Raw genomic sequence first — 2,500 nt, forward strand, 5'->3', positions numbered from 1 at the left:
TATACAGGCTACACATAGGACAAAGGGAGAGATGACATAAGAGCCAAGAGAATCTGAGTTTAGATTAAGTCCTTGAGCGCCCTTTAAGTGCGTGGCATTACGTAGCTTATACGTTCTTCCCCTACCCATTTTGCTTCCGAAGGTGCATGATGATTAGTAGGCATGCCCCTAGTTCTTATTTGGTTTTTGTACGTGGGAAGAGTTTTGAGTGATTAGCATTTTACTCCATGCGTTTACGCGTTACACTTGTTTTTTCTGCTTTTATTTTCAGAGATTGATGCTATTTTTTGTTTTGCAGTACTAAGAAGAGCTTTTAGATTTATCGTTTTAGAAAGAAGAAAGCATTCTCTCCCTGCCTCTGCCTGCCACTGCTTCATTAGTGGCATGCCCTTTATTAGTCCCTATTGCATTCTTTTATGAGATGAGAAGGCATCCGATCCAGTTTCAAAGCCGCTCCTAGGTATTGGTAGTTTTACGGGGAACTAGTTTTTCTAGTTTTTTTGATGAGTTTCTATGAGAAAAGTGTAGCAGAAAGGGGAACTTATGTAGGTAAATTACTGACTTTTCCTAGTATAGGGGGAATTTTGAATAAAGAGTTATTCTATAACATTTTTCATGACGTGGATTTTTATATTTTCACGGGATATTATGGGCGTATTGTCATGTTTAGAGGTTATTTGATTTTTATGAGAGTATTAGTGTTTGCATTTGGTTGCGGGGGCAGGATTTGAACCTGCGGCCTTCAGGTTATGAGCCTGACGAGCTACCGGGCTGCTCCACCCCGCGTCATATATTTTAAGACAAGATTTTTTTATTGTCTACTCTCAGTATTGAGCATTGATATTTATCGTTATATTTTTTTGAATTGTTATCTATCATGCCTTTAGCAGACCTGGCGGCGACTTACTCTCCCGTGCCTTAAGGCAAAGTACCATCAGCGCTGGAGCGTTTCACGGCCGAGTTCGGGATGGGATCGGGTGCGTTCACTCCGCCATAACCACCAAGTCAGCAAAAAGCATGAATGATGAGAAGCTGGAATTTTATATTTTTGAAAGAATATGGGAAATGAGAACGATCAAGTCGATCGAACGATTAGTATCAGTAAGCTTCATGTGTTACCACACTTCCACACCTGACCTATCAACGTGGTGGTCTACCACGGTTCTCAGGGAATACTCGTTTTCAGGTGGGTTTCCCGCTTAGATGCCTTCAGCGGTTATCCCTTCCGTATATAGCTACCCTGCTATGCGGCTGGCGCCACAACAGGTCCACCAGAGATACGTCCATCCCGGTCCTCTCGTACTAGGGACAGATCCTGTCAATATTCCAACACCCACGGCAGATAGGGACCGAACTGTCTCACGACGTTCTGAACCCAACTCACGTACCGCTTTAAATGGCGAACAGCCATACCCTTGGGACCTGCTCCAGCCCCAGGATGCGATGAGTCGACATCGAGGTGCCAAACAACCCCGTCGATATGGACTCTTGGGGGTCATCAGCCTGTTATCCCCGGCGTACCTTTTATCCGTTGAGCGATGGCCCTTCCACACGGGACCACCGGATCACTATGACCGTCTTTCGACTCTGCTCGACTTGTCAGTCTCACAGTCAGGCAGGCTTATGCCATTGCACTCAACAAACGATTTCCGACCGTTTTGAGCCTACCATCGCGCGCCTCCGTTACTCTTTAGGAGGCGACCGCCCCAGTCAAACTACCCACCATACACGGTCCCGAATCCGGATAACGGACTGCGGTTAGACATCCATATCGGTAAGGGTGGTATTTCAAGGATGACTCCACAAGAGCTAGCGCCCCTGCTTCAAAGTCTACCACCTATCCTACACATACAGACACAAATGCCAGTGTAAAGCTATAGTAAAGGTGCACGGGGTCTTTCCGTCTAACCGCAGGAACCCCGCATCTTCACGGGGAATTCAATTTCACTGAGTCTACGTTGGAGACAGCGGGGAAGTCGTTACGCCATTCGTGCAGGTCGGAACTTACCCGACAAGGAATTTCGCTACCTTAGGACCGTTATAGTTACGGCCGCCGTTTACTGGGGCTTCAATTCAATGCTTGCACATCTCCTCTTAACCTTCCAGCACCGGGCAGGCGTCAGACCCTATACGTCGTCTTGCGACTTCGCAGAGCCCTGTGTTTTTGGTAAACAGTCGCTACCCCCTGGTCTGTGCCACCCTCTAACGGTTGCCCGCTAAAGGGTCACGCTTCTTCCAAAGTTACGCGTGCAATTTGCCGAGTTCCTTCAACGTAGTTCTCTCAAGCGCCTTAGTATTCTCTACCAGTCCACCTGTGTCGGTTTGGGGTACGGTCTATATGTGGGAGCTATTTCCTGGAACTGCTTCACTGCAAGATCAATCCAATAAGATCTTACAATATACGCAATCCGTCACTACCCACAGGTCCACGAATATTAACGTGGTTCCCATCGACTACGCCTTTCGGCCTCGCCTTAGGGGCCGACTCACCCTGCTCAGA

General features: G+C 47.4%; 1 tRNA gene and 2 rRNA genes (1 of these 3 cut by a window edge). All 3 read right to left on the reverse strand.

Features of this window, described 5'->3' with window-relative positions:
- Positions 1–709: 709 nt before the first annotated feature.
- A tRNA-Met gene (locus ACFIMG_RS00645) sits at positions 710–786 on the reverse strand.
- Between the two features lie 104 nt (positions 787–890).
- Positions 891–1,005: ribosomal RNA gene (gene rrf / locus ACFIMG_RS00650) — 5S ribosomal RNA — on the reverse strand.
- Between the two features lie 66 nt (positions 1,006–1,071).
- Positions 1,072–2,500, reverse strand: a 23S ribosomal RNA gene (locus ACFIMG_RS00655); it runs 1,386 nt beyond the window's last position.

The organism is Bartonella sp. AP11XZML (assembly GCF_042196445.1).
Taxonomy (GTDB): Bacteria; Pseudomonadota; Alphaproteobacteria; order Rhizobiales; family Rhizobiaceae; genus Bartonella.